Source organism: Marivivens marinus, from assembly GCF_035969385.1.
Lineage (GTDB): Bacteria > Pseudomonadota > Alphaproteobacteria > Rhodobacterales > Rhodobacteraceae > SELP01.
The window spans coordinates 63,295-78,603 of sequence record NZ_JAYKKJ010000006.1 but is presented as its reverse complement, the minus strand read 5'-3'; the positions used below and the strand labels follow the sequence as shown (position 1 = coordinate 78,603).

At 63.3% G+C, this 15,309-nt stretch carries 15 protein-coding genes; 9 read left to right on the top strand and 6 right to left on the bottom strand.

Annotation, left to right across the window (positions count from 1 at the left end; genetic code table 11):
- Window positions 1-5: 5 nt before the first annotated feature.
- Window positions 6-845, bottom strand: a complete 840-nt coding sequence (locus tag U3648_RS11035) for an AAA family ATPase (protein ID WP_420859282.1) — start codon at window positions 843-845, stop codon at window positions 6-8.
- A gap of 192 nt (window positions 846-1,037) precedes the next feature.
- Between U3648_RS11035 and dksA the strand changes: the two genes are divergently transcribed.
- Together dksA and U3648_RS11025 are read left to right on the top strand one after the other, a co-directional pair.
- Entirely contained in the window at window positions 1,038-1,460 is a 423-nt protein-coding gene (gene dksA / locus U3648_RS11030; RefSeq protein ID WP_129681426.1) for an RNA polymerase-binding protein DksA, read from the top strand.
- A 5-nt stretch (window positions 1,461-1,465) separates the two neighbouring features.
- Window positions 1,466-2,638 carry an FAD-dependent monooxygenase gene (locus U3648_RS11025; RefSeq protein WP_420859281.1) on the top strand — a complete coding sequence of 391 codons (1,173 nt, stop codon included), beginning with the start codon at window positions 1,466-1,468 and terminating at the stop codon, window positions 2,636-2,638.
- Here the strand turns inward: U3648_RS11025 and U3648_RS11020 are convergent.
- The 4 genes from U3648_RS11020 to U3648_RS11005 form a co-directional block, all read right to left on the bottom strand.
- Window positions 2,614-3,258, bottom strand: coding sequence for a transglycosylase domain-containing protein (locus U3648_RS11020; protein WP_420859280.1), 645 nt, complete (start codon window positions 3,256-3,258; stop codon window positions 2,614-2,616). The genes U3648_RS11025 and U3648_RS11020 overlap by 25 nt on opposite strands.
- Window positions 3,259-3,261: 3 nt before the next feature.
- Window positions 3,262-4,065 carry an exodeoxyribonuclease III gene (xth, locus tag U3648_RS11015; protein WP_420859279.1) on the bottom strand — a complete coding sequence of 268 codons (804 nt, stop codon included), beginning with the start codon at window positions 4,063-4,065 and terminating at the stop codon, window positions 3,262-3,264.
- A 22-nt stretch (window positions 4,066-4,087) separates the two neighbouring features.
- Window positions 4,088-5,857: a tetratricopeptide repeat protein gene (locus tag U3648_RS11010; protein ID WP_420859278.1), complete on the bottom strand. Its 1,770-nt coding sequence runs from the start codon at window positions 5,855-5,857 to the stop codon at window positions 4,088-4,090.
- An 81-nt stretch (window positions 5,858-5,938) separates the two neighbouring features.
- Entirely contained in the window at window positions 5,939-6,262 is a 324-nt protein-coding gene (locus U3648_RS11005; RefSeq protein WP_420859394.1) for a HesB/IscA family protein, read from the bottom strand.
- Between the two features lie 221 nt (window positions 6,263-6,483).
- On the opposite strand from U3648_RS11005, the gene U3648_RS11000 reads away from it, so the two are divergent.
- The 7 genes from U3648_RS11000 to scpB all read left to right on the top strand — a co-directional run bounded on the left by U3648_RS11000 (window position 6,484) and on the right by scpB (window position 14,188).
- A complete protein-coding gene (locus U3648_RS11000; protein WP_420859277.1) occupies window positions 6,484-7,398 on the top strand; it encodes a Hint domain-containing protein in 915 nt (304 codons plus the stop codon).
- A 76-nt stretch (window positions 7,399-7,474) separates the two neighbouring features.
- Window positions 7,475-8,641 carry a deoxyguanosinetriphosphate triphosphohydrolase gene (locus U3648_RS10995; protein ID WP_420859276.1) on the top strand — a complete coding sequence of 389 codons (1,167 nt, stop codon included), beginning with the start codon at window positions 7,475-7,477 and terminating at the stop codon, window positions 8,639-8,641.
- Window positions 8,642-8,913: 272 nt separating this feature from the next.
- Window positions 8,914-10,656: an arginine--tRNA ligase gene (gene argS / locus U3648_RS10990; RefSeq protein WP_420859275.1), complete on the top strand. Its 1,743-nt coding sequence runs from the start codon at window positions 8,914-8,916 to the stop codon at window positions 10,654-10,656.
- Between the two features lie 81 nt (window positions 10,657-10,737).
- The gene (locus U3648_RS10985) at window positions 10,738-11,733 is read left to right on the top strand and encodes an SPOR domain-containing protein (RefSeq protein ID WP_420859274.1); all 996 of its coding nucleotides are present in this window, start codon (window positions 10,738-10,740) and stop codon (window positions 11,731-11,733) included.
- Between the two features lie 2 nt (window positions 11,734-11,735).
- Entirely contained in the window at window positions 11,736-12,719 is a 984-nt protein-coding gene (locus U3648_RS10980; RefSeq protein WP_420859393.1) for a glycoside hydrolase family 3 N-terminal domain-containing protein, read from the top strand.
- A 7-nt stretch (window positions 12,720-12,726) separates the two neighbouring features.
- Window positions 12,727-13,518, top strand: a complete 792-nt coding sequence (locus U3648_RS10975) for a segregation and condensation protein A (RefSeq protein WP_420859273.1) — start codon at window positions 12,727-12,729, stop codon at window positions 13,516-13,518.
- On the top strand, window positions 13,511-14,188 hold the full coding sequence (gene scpB, locus U3648_RS10970; RefSeq protein WP_420859272.1) for an SMC-Scp complex subunit ScpB: 678 nt from the start codon (window positions 13,511-13,513) through the stop codon (window positions 14,186-14,188). The genes U3648_RS10975 and scpB overlap by 8 nt, the downstream gene beginning before the upstream one ends.
- Before the next feature lie 7 nt (window positions 14,189-14,195).
- On the opposite strand, the gene U3648_RS10965 is transcribed toward scpB, so the two are convergent.
- Window positions 14,196-15,275 (bottom strand): 2'-deoxycytidine 5'-triphosphate deaminase, encoded by a 1,080-nt coding sequence (locus U3648_RS10965; protein WP_420859271.1) that lies wholly within the window; start codon window positions 15,273-15,275, stop codon window positions 14,196-14,198.
- Between the last annotated feature and the right edge of the window lie 34 nt (window positions 15,276-15,309).

The window sequence follows — 15,309 nt, the reverse complement described above, 5'->3', positions numbered from 1 at the left end:
CCCGTCTACCGCTGCCCCCGCGACATGAAGGCCAGCCGTTCGAACAGCGCCACATCCTGTTCGTTCTTCAACAGCGCCCCGTGCAGCTTGGGCAGCAGCGACCCGCCCTCGCGTTTCAGATCGGCAGGGTCCATGTCCTCGGCCAGAAGCAGTTTCAGCCAGTCGATCACCTCTGACGTCGAGGGCTTCTTCTTCAACCCCGGCGTCTCGCGAATTTCGTAAAACTGGGTCAGGGCGGTGGTCAGCAACTGTTCCTTGATCCCGGGATGGTGCACTTCGACGATCTTGCGCAGCACATCGGTGTCCGGGAAACGGATGTAGTGGAAGAAACAGCGACGCAGGAAGGCGTCGGGCAGTTCCTTTTCGTTGTTCGACGTGATGATGACGATGGGCCGGACGCGGGCGCGGATGGTTTCGCCGGTTTCGTAGACGTGGAACTCCATCCGGTCGAGTTCCTGCAAAAGGTCGTTGGGAAATTCGATATCCGCCTTGTCGATCTCGTCGATCAGCAGAACGACCTTGCCCTCTGCCTCGAACGCCTGCCAAAGCTTGCCCTTGCGGATGTAGTTCTTGACGTCGTGAACGCGTTCATCGCCCAGCTGGCTGTCGCGCAACCGGCTGACCGCATCGTATTCGTACAGGCCCTGCTGCGCTTTGGTCGTCGATTTGATGTGCCATTCGATCATTTGCAGCCCAAGGGCCGCGGCCACCTGTTTGGCCAGTTCCGTTTTGCCTGTGCCCGGTTCGCCCTTGACCAGCAGCGGGCGTTCCAGTGTCACCGCGGCATTGACCGCGACCTTCAGGTCCTCGGTGGCCACATAATCCTTGGTTCCGGTAAACTGCATTCCCGCCTCGCCGTCTGAAACTGTCGCGGCGGACAGTATCAGGTCTTGGGGGGGCTTCAACTCGATGTGCTCGTGAATTTCGGGGGGTGACACTCCCCCGTGGGCAGAGTAAACGACCCCCAGAAAAGGGAGAGCCAGATGGCCGATACCCAAAAAGTTGAGGTTTCTGGCGGTAGCAAGGGTAGCAACCAAATGAAAGCCGAGGTTTTCCTGACGGACGATTACCGTCCCGCCGAAGACGAACCCTTTATGAATGACCGGCAGCTGGAATATTTCCGGCGCAAGCTGATCAACTGGCGCGCGGAACTGTTGGAGGACAGCCGTGACACCATCGAAGGCATGAAGGATTCCACCCGCAACATCCCCGACCTTGCCGACCGCGCAAGCGAGGAGACCGACCGGGCGCTGGAACTGCGCACCCGCGACCGCCAGCGCAAGCTGGTCGCCAAGATCGACAGCGCCCTGCGCCGGATCGACAACGGCGAATACGGCTATTGCGAGATCACCGGCGAGCCGATCAGCCTCAAGCGGCTGGATGCGCGTCCGATCGCCACGATGAGCCTTGAGGCGCAGGAACGCCACGAACGCCGCGAAAAAGTTCACCGGGACGACTGATCCCGATGGGCAGGATGCAGGGCCGCGATGTCGCCGTCATCGGTGGCGGGATCGGCGGCCTTGCTGCCGCGCTTGCCTTTGCCCGCAGGGGCGCCACCGTCACCGTCTATGAACAGGCCGCGGAACTGCGCGAAGTTGGCGCAGGCCTACAGATTTCGCCCAACGGTGGGCGGGTTCTGGAGGCGCTTGGGCTGGATGCAGCGGCCGCGTCGATCCCCGCCACGGCGGTAGAGCCGATGGACGCGCTGACCGGGCGCCGGATTACCCGCTTTGACCGGACCCGGCTGGACGGGCCGCCCTACCGGTTTTTCTATCGCCCCGATTTGATTGACCTGCTGGCCGGCGGCTGTGCCGACGCGGGCGTTGCGCTGCGCACGGGCGTCAAGATCGACCTGCGCGGTGGCCGCCCCCATTTGAACGACGGAACCCCGATCCGGGCCGATCTGGTGGTTGGGGCGGACGGGATCCATTCCGTCATTCGGCCAGAGCTGAATGGCAAGGACGCGGCGTTTTTCACCGGGCAGGTGGCCTGGCGCGCAACGATCCGGGCCAAGGATGCAGCACCGGTTGCCCGAACCTGGATGGCGCCCGGGTGCCATGTGGTCACCTATCCGCTGCTGGGCGGCAAGCTGAACATTGTCGCCGTGCAAGAGCGGGCAGACTGGGCTGCCGAGGGGTGGAATTTCTTTGACGACCCGTCGGTGGTGCAGGCGGCTTTTGCCCATTGTGCGCCCGAACTGCGGGCCATTTTGTCGGAGATTCAGACGGTGCGCCTTTGGGGCTTGTTCCGGCATCCGGTCGCGCCTGTCTGGCAGGATGGGCAGGGAATGGCGATCCTCGGGGACGCGGCCCATCCGACATTGCCCTTCATGGCGCAGGGGGCGACCCTCGCGCTGGAAGACGCCTGGGTGCTGGCGGCGGCCTGTGACGAATTGGACGACCTGTCAAGCGGTCTGCGCCGCTATCAGGCGTTGCGCCGCGACCGGGCCTGCCGGGCTATCGCAGCGGCCAACGCAAATGCGGTCAACTTTCACCTCTCCGGGCTGCGGCGCAGCCTGTCACACAGGGTTTTGGCCGGGATCGGACGGGTCGCGCCGGGCGCGTTCCTTGGGCGCTATGACTGGCTGTACCGGCATGACGTGACCGTGCCGGGCTATGCGTCGCAATCCGACAGGTAGACATCGCGGACCCCTGCGGGCTGGCAATCCCCGGACAAGAGCCGCCGGATACGGGTCAGCCGCGTGTCATGCTCTGCGCTACCGGGGCGGAACCGGTCAGGCCCGATCAGGGTCGCCACAAGGGCGATGAATTCCGCGTCGGTCAGGTCCAGCAGCGGGCGGCCAAAGAATTCCCGCGCGGCATTGTCGAACCCGATGATCTCAACGCCTTCGACGGTGCCGAAATACATCCGGTCCAGCGCGGCGGTCAACTGCACCTCTTTCGGGATGCGTGGGTTGACGACCAGCGCGGCAATCAGCGTCTGTTCCAGCTTGGAAAACCCGGGGCGGAACTCGTCGAAATACATCCGCTTCACCAGCGCCTGCGTGATCGTTGTCAGCCCCGCGCCATCTGTGCGCAGGTCCACGCCGGGATGGGAGAAGAACGCCGGGTCTTCCACAGCAATCCACGCAGTCAATTGGGTGGTGGGCAGGTCATCCCATCTGGGGCCTGCGTAATCGGCGCTTTGATAGGGGGCGAACAGGTCGGCGGTCTTCGACGATGCTTGAACCAGCCGCCACCCTTCGAACAAAAGCAGGGCGCCCAGCCCCAGAACCAGAACCCAAAGCAGACGCACCATGGATCAGATCGCCAGATCGACCCAGACGGGCACGTGGTCAGATGGTTTGTCGCGCCCGCGCATATCCGCCTCGATCCAGCAGTCGTGCAGGCAGTCGGCGGCCTGCGGGGTCAGCAGGAAATGGTCGATCCGGATACCGTCGTTCCGGTCCCATGCCCCGGCCTGATAATCCCAGAAGGAATAATGGCCGTCGCCGTGGGTGCGGGTGCGGAAGGCCTCGGTAAAGCCAAGGTTCACGATCCGGCGAAAGGCCGCGCGGCTTTCGGGACGGGCCAATGCGTCTTCGGTCCATGCCTCTGGCCGCTTGGCGTCTTCGTCCTGCGGGATGATGTTGAAATCCCCGGCGATCAGGGCGGGCATTTCCTGCGCCAGAAGATCCTTGGCCCGCGCCTTTAGACGCTCCATCCAGCGCAGTTTGTAGTCATATTTCGGGCCGGGGGCAGGGTTGCCATTGGGCAGATAGATCCCGATCAGTCGCAGCGCACCATGATCGCCAACCACCGTCGCCTCGATCAGGCGGGCCTCCTCATCGTCCACGCCGTCGCGGCCCGCACCCTCGGCGCCGGGCAGGCCGCGCGTGACATCCTCCAGCGGCAGTTTCGACAGGATCGCGACCCCGTTGAACCCCTTCTGCCCGTGGGTTTCGACGTTATACCCTCGTTCTTCAAAGACCTCGCGGGGGAAATTCTCGTCGACCGATTTGATCTCTTGCAGCAGCGCCACATCGGGCGCGCTTTCATCCAGCCAGCGTAGGACGGTTTCAATCCGCGCCTTCACGCCATTGATGTTGAAGGTTGCAATCTTCATGGGCCCCCCGGTCTGGTCGTGCCTATTCGGCGGCCAGTTGACCGCGCCATTTCTTGTACTCGCCGCTTTGCGGGTTGCCTTCAAGCGCTTTGTCAACCGCGACGATCGCCGCTTCGGTATTGCCGGCGGCCGCTTCGATCTTGGACAAGAGCCGGAATCCCCGTGCGGCAAAGTTCGCGGGCCCTTCGGCCAGGTCGGCTATAACCCTGCGCGCCTCGTCAATCTGGCCATCCGCCTCCAGCAGTTCGGCAAGCGCGATCTGGGCGGGAGGCTTGCGATTTCCGGTCGACAGGTCGACGGCCTCGCTGGCGATGGCAATGGCGCCGCCGTAGTCCCCCATGCGGCCCTTGATCCGGGCATCCATCAACATCAGGGGCAGGTTGCGGGGCTGTTCTTCTCGGGCTTCGAACACGGCATCGGCGGCTTCGTCGAATTCACCAAGCGCCATCAGAACCGTGCACAGGCCAAGGGTGAATTGCTGATCGGCGGGAAAGGCCGCAAGGGCCTTGCGAAACAGATTGGCCGCGTCCTCGAACCTGCGTTCCCGCTGGGCAAGTCCACCGGCAAGCTGGTAATAGGTCCGCGACGTGGCGTTGACCTTGTCCAGCCTCGCGACCCAGGGCGCGGCGGCTTCGCGTCCGAACAGGGTGGTCACCATCCCGGCATATTGGACCAGTCCGTTCTCCTCGTCGCAGTCTGCCAGTTCCGCCTCGATCGCGGCCATGGCGGCCTTTGCCTGCGGCTGTTCGGGATCGAAGGCAAAGTTCGACGGGTAGTCATTGGGCGCCTTGTACAGGATCACCCCGTCAGGGTGCTTTTCCAGCGCGTAGATCCACATCGCGAAATCTGAAATGTCTGCATTTGGGTATTGGATCTTCATTTCCCGGTGATCGACCTGCACCCAACTGCGTTCCAGAACCGCAGCAAGCGGGTGTTCGGGGCCGATATTGCCCTCCAGCACCAGCACACCGGGGACGGCCATGCCGTGGAAGGCATCAATGACTGTCTTTTCATCCTGCGACTCGGGTCCGATCACGATGATATTGGCGCCGCCGGGTTTCTTGGCGGTTTTTGCCGCCCCCCATGTCGCCCGATCCGCCCCGGATTTGATCGTCGCAAGGGTGCGGTCCCCGTCGATCCAGTGCAGCACATTGGACCCCGCGCAGCTGTTGGCTCTGCCCGGCGCGGTCTTGTGCAGCGCAATGATGTTGTGAAACCGTTCGACCCCGCCAACATCGCCGACCAGCGGGTCGCCCGCCGCATGGCCCATTCGCAGGAACACATCCGCGAAATAGCCGACAGAATTCGGGTGTTCGAGCGTCAGTGACCCACCGAACCGCGGCATGAATGCGGTCTGCACGTCCTCGGCAACGTAAATGCCGCCCGGCACAAGGTCCGGCCAGAGATAGCCAAAGCTTTCAACCACATGGGCGTTCTGGTGGCTGCCGTCGTCGATGATGATGTCGAATGGCCCCCGTTCGGCCACGACCTGTTTCAGGAACTCCGGGTCGACCTGGCTACCCTGAAAGATCTTCACCCGGTCGCCAAGATCCAGCGTCTTTTTCTGGATGTCGATCCCGGTGATTTCGGCATTCGGGAAATAGTCGCGCCAGGTTGCCAGCGATTGGCCGCCCCGGTCCGCGTCCTGATACCCGCCCACGCCGATCTCCAACAGCTTGATCGGCTGGTCGCGCAGGTGTTGGAACAGCTTGTGATAATTCGGCGTGTAATCGTGATAGCCGAACTTGTCGGTCCCGTGCCGGATCGCGAGTTTCGAAAGAGGGTCAATCATCTGTGCCTGTCCGGATTATTTCCGTTTCAGGAACAATAGACAGATCGCCCCCCCTTTGCGCAACCCGCTAGTGAGATTTGTCTAGATCGAAAACGAGGTTCCGCAGCCGCAGGACGAACTTGCGTTCGGGTTGTCAATCGCAAAGCGGGCGCCGATCAGCTCTTCGGTGAAGTCAATCGTTGCCCCGGCCAGAAATGGAAGCGAGACAGAGTCCACAACCACGGTTTCGCCGCGCCCTTCGAGGATCAGATCATCGTCCTTCGGGGTGTCGAGGTCGATCTCATATTGGAATCCCGAACAGCCGCCCCCTTCGACGGCCACGCGAAGCGCTTTGCCCTGTGCCGCCGCACCGATTTCGGCAAGGCGGGTAAAAGCGCGGTCTGTCACGGTCGGGGGCAGGGTCAGCATCTGGGTGTCCATTGGTCTTGTCCTGGCGGAAATATAGGCTGCTCGCCGCCGCGCAACAAGGGCCCGCCTCTAACCTGTCCCCGATCCGCAGGCCGAAAGAATTTGGGGTAAATCGTTCAGATTTCCCGGCTTCTTATTAGCGGAATTTAAGGCGCATTCCGAACAATAGTCCGCACGCCCTGACTGCGAAGGGCACACAAGAACGAAAGCTGGCCACGATGGCGACCTATACGGACCAGACAATAGGCGGGAATTTTGATCCCTCTCTTACAGGCCCGCTGCCGCAAACGGTGGTGGTCGAACAGATCGTGATTGACGACGCCGACAACAGCGGGACGATCAGTGCAAATACTGGCGACACGATCAACGGGATTGAAGTTGTCGGGCTTTATGTTGGGGACGAAGTGGTGATCGACGGGACCACGGTCGTCGGGGTCACATTTTATACGGCTGATGGATCGACCTATTATACACCGTCCGACGGCACAGTTCTGACGGACGGCAGCACAATCACAAATGCAACTTGGGTCAACGGGCCGAACGTCTTCGACGTGAATGATCTGGGCCCGCCCTGTTTTGTCGCGGGCACGTTGCTACGCATGGGGGACGGGTCCGAACGGCGGGTCGAAGATCTTTGTTCAGGCGATCTTGTGCTCACGCGCGACCACGGGCCACAACCCGTCCGATGGATCGGGCACCGGCAGGTTGCGGGGCAGGGGGACCTTGCCCCGATCCGGATCGCGGCCGGGGCGCTTGGCAATGCCCGTGATCTGTTCGTCTCGCCGCAACACCGGGTTCTGGTGGACGACTGGCGTGCCGAATTCGTCTTGGGCGAAGAAGAGGTGCTGTGCCCAGCAGTGGCGCTTCTGGACGGGGACCGGGTGCACCGCGCCCCCTGTGCCCGCGTCAATTATTACCATGTCATGTTTGACCGGCACGAGGTCGTGCTGTCGAACGGGCTTTGGACGGAATCCTTTCTGATGGGCGGGCACATCTGTGCCGCCGGGACCGCGCTACAGCGTGAACTTGCGGCGCTGTTTCCCGAAATGATGCGCACGATCAGACCGATGGATGCCGCCCGCCCCGTCGCGCGCCCGTTCGAAGGGCGCATTCTGGCAGGTCTTGCCCCCTGACGGTTTGCCCTACCGCGCCACCGTTGCCCGCGCTATAGACAGGGCAGGCAGAAAACACAGGCAAAGCGGAGGCCCCATGGCAGCCCCCTATGCGACCTTGCCCGGCACGGCCAGGGGACGGCTGTACCCGGAAGAGGAAAGCACATTCCGATCTCCGTTCCAGCGGGACCGGGACAGGATCATCCATTCCTCCGCCTTCCGGCGGCTGAAACACAAGACGCAGGTCTTCATCGAACATGAAGGTGATTATTTCCGCACCCGCCTGACCCATTCGATCGAAGTGGCGCAGGTTGCCCGGACGGTCGCCGCCGCGTTGGATCTGAACGTCGAACTGACCGAGGCGGTGGCGCTGGCCCACGACCTTGGTCATCCGCCCTTTGGTCATACCGGAGAGGACGCGCTGGACGCGCTGATGCAGCCCTATGGCGGCTTCGATCACAATGCGCAGGCGCTGCGGATCGTCACCTCGCTGGAACGGCACTATGCCGAATGGGATGGGCTGAACCTGACCTGGGAAACGCTCGAGGGGATCGCCAAACACAATGGCCCCGTGGCCGAACCCTGGCCCTATGCGCTGGCCGATTACAACGCGCGCCACGATCTGGAGTTGCACACTCACGCCAGCGCCGAGGCGCAGGTTGCGGCGCTTGCCGACGATATCGCCTATAACAACCACGACCTGCACGACGGACTGCGGGCCGAGCTGTTTTCGACCGACGAACTGGCCGAACTGCCGATCCTGCGGGAATGTTTCGCCGAGGTGGACCGCGCCTACCCCGGCCTGAACTACTACCGTCGTCGGCACGAGGCGCTGCGCCGGTTCTTTGGGGTGCTGGTCGAGGATGTGATCCGGGTCGGCCGCCGCAACCTTGCCGATCTGGACCCGGCGACCGTACATGACATCCGCCATGCGGGGCGTATGGTGATCCAGTTCACCCCGGCACTTTGGGACGACCTCAAGGTGATCCGCGCCTTCCTGTTCCAGCGCATGTACCGCGCCCCCGCCGTGGTCGAGATGCGCAAGATCGTAACTGGGGCGATAAACGACCTGTTCCCGCTGTTTATGGCAAACCCCGAATACCTGCCCAAGCAATGGCGCAAGGACGTGGCCGAGGCGACGGGCGATGCGGCGCTGGCCCGGATCGTCGCAGATTACATCAGCGGCATGACCGACCGCTTCGCCATTCAGGAACACGCGCGGCTGACCGGCTCGGATATCATCGAACAGACTCGTGTGACCTGACCGGGGTGGTGGGTTGAAACCCACCTTACCCGGGGGCGCTTCGCCCCCCGGACCCCCAGAGGATATTTTCGACCCAAAGAAGTAGCGACCCTCAACCCAACCCCCTTCTTTGGGTCAATAAATATCCCGGGGTGAATGGCCCAAAGGGCCAGAGGGGCAGCGCCCCTCAGATGTCACCATGGGTCTTGACCCATGGGCCGCCGATGCCATCGCCGTTGACCTTGGCTGCATAGCTGCTAAACCGCGCCCAATCCCACAAGAAAGACGCCGAAATGAACCTCTTTGCCGATATCCGCGCGCTTGTCGTCTCCTCGCTAGAGGCGATGATGGCTGACGGGCAGCTGCCCACGGGACTTGACCTTGCCAATGTGGCGGTCGAACCGCCCCGCGATGCGGCCCATGGGGACATGGCGACCAATGCGGCGATGGTTCTGGCGAAGCCCGCCGGGATGAAACCCCGCGACATTGCCGAGGCTCTGGCCGCGCGGCTGGTGGCCGATGCCCGTGTCGACACGGCAGAGGTCGCGGGGCCGGGATTCCTGAACCTGCGGCTGTCGGCGGACCTTTGGCAGGGCGTGGTCAGTGCCGCGCTGACCGATCCGGGCTTTGGCCGCTCCACACTGGGGCAGGGGGTTCGGGTGAACGTGGAATACGTGTCCGCCAACCCCACGGGGCCGATGCATGTTGGCCATACCCGTGGCGCGGTCTTTGGCGATGCGCTGGCCAGCCTTCTCGACTTCGCGGGCTATGACGTGACCCGTGAATATTACATCAACGACGGCGGCGCGCAGGTCGATGTTCTGGCCCGGTCGGCCTTTGAACGCTACCGCGAAGCCAACGGCCTTGAGCCGCAGATTGCCGAGGGGCTGTATCCCGGCGATTACCTGATCGAGGTGGGCGAGGCGCTGAAGGCGAAATACGGCGACAGTCTGCTGGATCAGCCCGAAGAGGTCTGGCTGGAGGACGTGCGCGAGTTTGCGACCGAGGCCATGATGGAGATGATCCGGGGCGATCTGGCGCTTCTGGGCGTGAAGATGGATGTCTTCAGCTCGGAAAAGGCGCTCTATGGCACGGGAAAGATCGAAGGCGCGATCGACCGGCTGGCGGCGCAGGGCCTGATCTACGAAGGCGTGCTGGAACCCCCCAAGGGCAAGACGCCCGAGGATTGGGAGCCGCGCGAACAGACCCTGTTCAAATCCACCGCCCATGGCGACGACGTGGACCGCCCGGTGAAGAAATCCGACGGTGGCTGGACCTATTTCGCGCCCGACATCGCCTATCATTACGACAAGGTCGAACGGGGCTTTGACCAGTTGATCGACGTCTTCGGCGCCGACCATGGCGGCTATGTCAAGCGGATGAAGGCCGCCGTGGCCGCCCTGTCGAACAACCGGGTGCCGCTCGATATCAAGCTGATCCAGCTGGTGAAGCTCTACAAAAACGGCGAACCGTTCAAGATGTCCAAACGGGCGGGCACCTTTGTCACCCTGCGCGACGTGGTCGAACAGGCCGGTGCCGACGTGACCCGGTTCCACATGCTGACGCGCAAGAACGACGCGCCGCTGGACTTCGATTTCGACAAGGTGCTGGAACAGTCGAAGGACAACCCAGTTTTCTACGTACAATATGCAAGTGCCCGAATTCATTCGGTTTTGCGTAAGGCGACAGAGGCCGGCATTGCCGTGGATGATGCCACCCTTCAGGCGGCTGATCTTGGCATGCTGACCCATGACGCCGAAATCGCGCTGATGAAGAAGCTGGCCGAATGGCCGCGCCTTGTCGAAATCGCGGCCAAGGGACACGAGCCCCACAAGGTCGCGTTTTACCTCTACGAGCTTGCGTCCGAATTCCACGGGCTGTGGAACAAGGGCAACGAAGACACCACGCTGCGGTTCCTGCAAGAGGGCGATCCGGCCACAACGCAAGCGAAAATTGCACTGATTTCGGCCGTTTCCGTTGTTATTTCGGCCGGTCTTGGTATCTTGGGCGTAACTCCGGCGACAGAGATGCGGTAAACGCACGTTTCGTCGGGTGGATTGAGGCAACGCAAGACACCATCCGAAGGCGATGTATCTTCGGAGGCAGTGAGGCGAGACATGGCAGATTATACCCTTGAGGGTGCGCAGCAGCGCGCCCCCCTTCGGGCAGGCAATGTTGTTAATGCGGCGGGCGCGATTGTATCGCTTGGCCTGATCGTTGGCGTTGGCGTCTGGGGCTATAACCTTGTGATGCGCGACATCAGCGGCGTTCCGGTGGTGCGGGCGATGGAAGGCCCGATGCGCATGGCACCGGAAAACCCCGGCGGCGAAGTGGCCGACCATACGGGCCTTGCCGTCAACGCGGTGGCGGCGCAGGGGCAGGCGGCCCCGCCCGAAGACACGGTTGTTCTGGCCCCGCCGACGGTCGGTCTGGCCGAGGAGGACATTGTTGTGCTGCCCAACGCCGAGGCGCAAGAGGTTGCCCCGGTGATTTCCGCGCCGCCGGTCGCCGAAGCAGCCCCGGAACAGGAGATCGAGGTTGCGGGCGTTGCCACGCCTGAACCACCGCTGACCGCCGAACAGATCCTTGCCCTTGCCGATCAGATTGCGGCCGGGGCCGAACCGCTGACCGATCTGGAGGAGGGCGCGACCCCGCCCGTGCAGACCGCCGTGAATGGTGTCCCGTCCGAGGTGATAGCCGACATCGTGCCCAGCACCGTGCCCGGCGTCGCGGTCAGCCTGCGCCCGGTGACGCGCCCTGCCGGTCTGGTGGTGGTCTCTGCCCCTGCGGCTTCCTCCGACGCCGCTGCGCCGCTTGCCCCGGCTGATCCCACGGTTCTGGTATCGACCGCGACAATCCCGGTTGGTACCAGCCTTGCCCAATTGGGCGCCTACGACAGCCCGGAAATCGCAGCCGAAGAATGGCGCCGCTTCAATGGCCGCTTCACCGACTATCTTGCCGGCAAGGAACGCCTGATCCAGGAGGCGAGCCGGGGCGGGCGCACCTTCTATCGGCTGCGGGCAATGGGGTTCGAAGACGTCGCCGACGCCCGTCGGTTCTGCGCCGCGCTGGTTGCCGAAAACACCGATTGCGTTCCGGTCGTGGTCCGCTGACGGTGCGAGCGGCGGCGATTTTTGGACCTGAAGGTCTGTCTGTAACAGATTGGGAACGTGGGTTTTTTCGGGAGTCGGGCCCGGTGGGCTTTATCCTGTTCGCCCGCAATGTGGACACGCCCGACCAATTGCGCCGCCTGACCGGTGACCTGCGTGACAGTGTCGGCTGGGATGCCCCGGTCCTGATTGACCAGGAAGGCGGCCGTGTCCAGCGTATGCGTGCCCCCCATTGGCGCGAATACCTGCCGCCCCTTGATCAGGCGCAGACCGCCTCCGATCCCGAAGCTGCATTTATCATTCGATACAAGATGATAGCCGCTGAACTTCGTGCGGTTGGAATTGATGTGAACTGCGTTCCTACCCTTGATATCGCGGGACCAGAGACCCATCCGTTTCTGCGCAACCGCTGCCTTGGCACGACACCGGAGGAGGTCGCCCGCAATGGCCGCGCCGTGGCCGAGGGCTGTCTGGCCGGTGGCGTTCTGCCGGTGATGAAACATATGCCGGGTCATGGCCGCGCTACGCTGGACAGTCACAAGGAACTGCCCACCGCCGACGTCCCCCTGTCCGAAGCAGGGGCTTGGGATTTCGCCCCCTTCCGCGCGCTGGCTGACCTGCCAATTGGAATGACCGCCCATATGGTCTTTCCCGAAGCGGGGCCAAGGCCCGCCACCCAGAACCCTGAGATGATCGACTTGATCCGGACCGACATTGGCTTTGGCGGGCTGCTACTGTCCGACGACCTGTCGATGGAGGCCCTGTCGGGCGGTATTGCCGACCGTGCCGCCGCCTCGGTCGCGGCGGGCTGTGACGTGGTCTTGCACTGCAACGGGAAAGGGCCAGAGATGGAGGCGGTCGCCACTGCGGTCGGCCCCCTGACCGATGCAGCCCGTGAACGGGTGGGTGCCGCACTTTCCCTGCGCAAACCGGCCCCGGACGTTGACATTGCCGCCCTCTCCGCCGAACTTGAGGCGCTGCTGGGATAGGGGCCTTATGGCTGAAGAGTTTCAGGAAGATGTGGTCAGTGTCAGCGACCGGCTTGCCGCCGAGGCGCTGATCGTTGACGTGGGCGCCTATGAAGGGCCGCTGGACCTGTTGCTGATGCTGGCCCGGACCCAAAAAGTGGACCTGCGGCAGATCTCGATTCTTGCGCTGGCCGAGCAATATCTTCTGTTCGTCGAAAAGGCCAAACAGCTTCGGCTGGAACTGGCGGCGGACTACCTTGTCATGGCGGCATGGCTGGCCTTTCTGAAGTCGCGGCTGCTGCTGCCGCCCGACCCCTCGGAAGAGGGGCCATCGGGCGAGGAACTGGCCGCGCACCTTGCGTTCCAGCTGGAGCGGCTGGAGGCCATGCGCGACCATGCCGCCAAGCTGATGGCCCGCGACCAGAAGGGCCGCGATTTCTTTGCCCGTGGCATCACCGAAGACGTGACCCGCGTGCGCCGGATTACCTATACGGCGACGCTCTTGGACCTGATGCAGGGCTACGCCCGCCTGCGCACCAAGGATGAATTCCGGCCCTTCGTCATGGACCGGGACGCGATTTTCACCATGGAACAGGCGCTGGACCGGATGCGCGGGCTGATTGGTTTTGCGGGGGATTGGACCGACATCGCCAGCTATATCCCCGACGGCTGGGACGCGGACCCGCAGCGCCGCCGCTCGGCCACCGCATCGACCTTTGCGGCCTCGCTTGAACTGGCCAAGGAAGGCCGGGTCGAGATACGCCAGTCCGAAACCTTCGCCCCGATCCAACTTCGCAGAAAGACCACGCCCGATGGCTGAAGACGACACCGACGCCCCCGAGGCCGCTGTGAAAGCCCCCAACGACAGCCTGTTCGAGGCCCCGCCCATGGGCGAACAGGAACGCATGGTCGAGGCGATCCTGTTTGCCAGCGCCGATCCGGTCACGGTGCGCGATCTTGCGGGCCGGATGCCCCATGGCTGCGACCCGGCCGAGGCATTGGTGCATCTGCGCAAACGCTACGAGGGTCGGGGGGTGCGTGTCGTGCGCGTCGGGGATGCCTGGGCAATCCGCACGGCGCCGGACCTTGGGTTCCTGATGCAAAAGGAGACGGTCGAGGTCAAGAAACTGAGCCGCGCCGCTATCGAGACCCTTGCCATCATTGCCTATCACCAGCCAGTGACCCGGGCCGAGATCGAAGAGATCCGGGGCGTCAGCGTCAGCCGGGGCACCATCGATCAGCTGCTCGAGATGGAATGGATCCGCTTTGGCCGCCGCAAGATGACCCCGGGCCGCCCGGTGACCTTTGTCGTCACGCAGGAATTCCTTGATCACTTCGGGCTGGAAAGCGCCCGCGACCTGCCGGGGCTGAAGGAACTGCGCGCCGCGGGCCTGTTGGATAACCGACCGCCGCCGGGGGCGATCCTCTCGGCCACCGAGGACGGGGAGGACGACGACGATGGGGACCAGTCGGAACTGTTCGAAGACTAAGTTAGGACTAGCTGCGGAAGTGCTTGGACAGCTTCAGCCCCTGTCCCTGATAGTTAGACTTGATCTCGCGACCATAGAGCGCCGTCGGCGTTTCCGACATCCGCTCATAGACCAGCCGCCCCACCACCTGACCGTGTTCCAGCACAAAGGGCGCTTCGTGGCAGCGCACCTCGAGCACACCGCGCGATCCGGCCCCGCCGGCCCCGTCCCAGCCAAAGCCGGGGTCGAAGAAGCCCGCGTAATGCACCCGGAATTCGCCCACCATCGCCAGATAGGGGGCCATTTCAGCGGCGCAGTCCGGGGGAATGGCGATCGCCTCCCGGCTGACAAGGATATAAAAGGCACCGGGATCAAGGATGATATGTCCGTCGTCCGTGCGCACCTCTTCCCAATAGTCTGACGGCACGTAGTGGCCCAGCCGAGACAGGTCGATCACCCCGGTGTGGGGTTTCGCGCGGTAGCCAACCAGCGTGCCCTGTTCAGGTTGCAGATCGACGGAAAAGCCCAACCCGTCCGAGATGACCGCATTCCCCGACACGATGGGCGAAGCGGCGTGCAGCGCCTTCAGTTCATCGTCGGACAGGATGGTCTGGCCGACACGGAAGATCACCTGATTCAACATCTGGCCGGTCTGCGCCACGACCGAAAACGACCGGGGGCAGATTTCGACGTAAAGCGGCCCTTCGTATCCGTCGGGCACCCGGTCAAACTCGGTGCCCCGGTCGGTGATGACGCGGGTCAGCATGTCCAGCCGCCCGATCGAGCTTTTGGCGCTGGCCGCGCCCGACATGCCCGCCGGAAGCGCGAGTGATTCCAATAGCGGCACGACGTAGACACAGCCCTTTTCTAGAACCGCGCCCTGCGTCAGGTCGATCTCGTGCATGGTAAACTCGGCCAGCCGGTCGGTGACCCGCCGCAGGGGACCGGCAAGGAAGGACGCCCGGACGCGATAGGCAACCCGGCCCAGCCGCAGATCGAGCGAGGCCGGCTGCACCTGTCCCGTGGCAAAGGGTTGGTCGGCCCAGATTGCCCCATCGGCAATCAGCCCCTCTATCTGGTGATCGGCCAGAACCCCCGCCTTGTGCATCTTTGGGCCCCCTTGGAAAAATGCTTTCCGCTTG

What these genes read in the sequence shown, in the direction of transcription:
- scpB (WP_420859272.1), top strand. Translation starts at nt 13,511, where the DNA reads ATGGCTGAAGACGACACCGACGCCCCCGAGGCCGCTGTGAAAGCCCCC.
- U3648_RS10995 (WP_420859276.1), top strand. Translation starts at nt 7,475, where the DNA reads ATGGCAGCCCCCTATGCGACCTTGCCCGGCACGGCCAGGGGACGGCTG.
- U3648_RS11035 (WP_420859282.1), bottom strand. Translation starts at nt 845, where the DNA reads ATGCAGTTTACCGGAACCAAGGATTATGTGGCCACCGAGGACCTGAAG.
- U3648_RS11000 (WP_420859277.1), top strand. Translation starts at nt 6,484, where the DNA reads ATGGCGACCTATACGGACCAGACAATAGGCGGGAATTTTGATCCCTCT.
- U3648_RS10965 (WP_420859271.1), bottom strand. Translation starts at nt 15,275, where the DNA reads ATGCACAAGGCGGGGGTTCTGGCCGATCACCAGATAGAGGGGCTGATT.
- U3648_RS11010 (WP_420859278.1), bottom strand. Translation starts at nt 5,857, where the DNA reads ATGATTGACCCTCTTTCGAAACTCGCGATCCGGCACGGGACCGACAAG.
- U3648_RS11020 (WP_420859280.1), bottom strand. Translation starts at nt 3,258, where the DNA reads ATGGTGCGTCTGCTTTGGGTTCTGGTTCTGGGGCTGGGCGCCCTGCTT.
- U3648_RS10985 (WP_420859274.1), top strand. Translation starts at nt 10,738, where the DNA reads ATGGCAGATTATACCCTTGAGGGTGCGCAGCAGCGCGCCCCCCTTCGG.
- dksA (WP_129681426.1), top strand. Translation starts at nt 1,038, where the DNA reads ATGAAAGCCGAGGTTTTCCTGACGGACGATTACCGTCCCGCCGAAGAC.
- xth (WP_420859279.1), bottom strand. Translation starts at nt 4,065, where the DNA reads ATGAAGATTGCAACCTTCAACATCAATGGCGTGAAGGCGCGGATTGAA.
- U3648_RS11025 (WP_420859281.1), top strand. Translation starts at nt 1,466, where the DNA reads ATGGGCAGGATGCAGGGCCGCGATGTCGCCGTCATCGGTGGCGGGATC.
- argS (WP_420859275.1), top strand. Translation starts at nt 8,914, where the DNA reads ATGAACCTCTTTGCCGATATCCGCGCGCTTGTCGTCTCCTCGCTAGAG.
- U3648_RS10975 (WP_420859273.1), top strand. Translation starts at nt 12,727, where the DNA reads ATGGCTGAAGAGTTTCAGGAAGATGTGGTCAGTGTCAGCGACCGGCTT.